Here is a 388-nt window from a genome sequence, read left to right as displayed (position 1 = left end):
CACTTCGGAGCCGGTGGCAATCAGGATGACGTCCGGCGTGCCCGCGCAGTCTTTCAGCACGTAGCCGCCGCGGTACACGTTCGCCAGCTGCTCTGCGGTGCGCGGCTGCTGGGTCAGGTTCTGACGCGAGAACACCAGGGTGGTCGGGCCGTCGTTGCGCTCGATGCCGTACTGCCACGCCACCGCCGACTCCACCTGGTCGCACGGGCGCCAGGTGCTCATGTTCGGGGTCACGCGCAGGCTCGCCAGCTGCTCCACCGGCTGGTGGGTCGGGCCGTCTTCGCCCAGACCGATGGAGTCGTGGGTGTAGACGAACACGTTGCGCAGCTTCATCAGCGCCGCCATGCGCACCGCGTTGCGGGCGTATTCCACAAACATCAGGAAGGTT

At 67.0% G+C, this 388-nt stretch carries 1 pseudogene; it reads right to left on the bottom strand.

Annotated features, from left to right (window positions below):
- Positions 1–388: pseudogene (locus ACJ8QI_RS25475) on the bottom strand (transketolase); the annotation flags it as partial.

The sequence above is a fragment of the Serratia sp. CY84636 genome (assembly GCF_052166245.1).
Taxonomy (GTDB): Bacteria; Pseudomonadota; Gammaproteobacteria; order Enterobacterales; family Enterobacteriaceae; genus Serratia; species Serratia nevei.
This window is presented reverse-complemented; position numbering and strand designations above follow the sequence as displayed.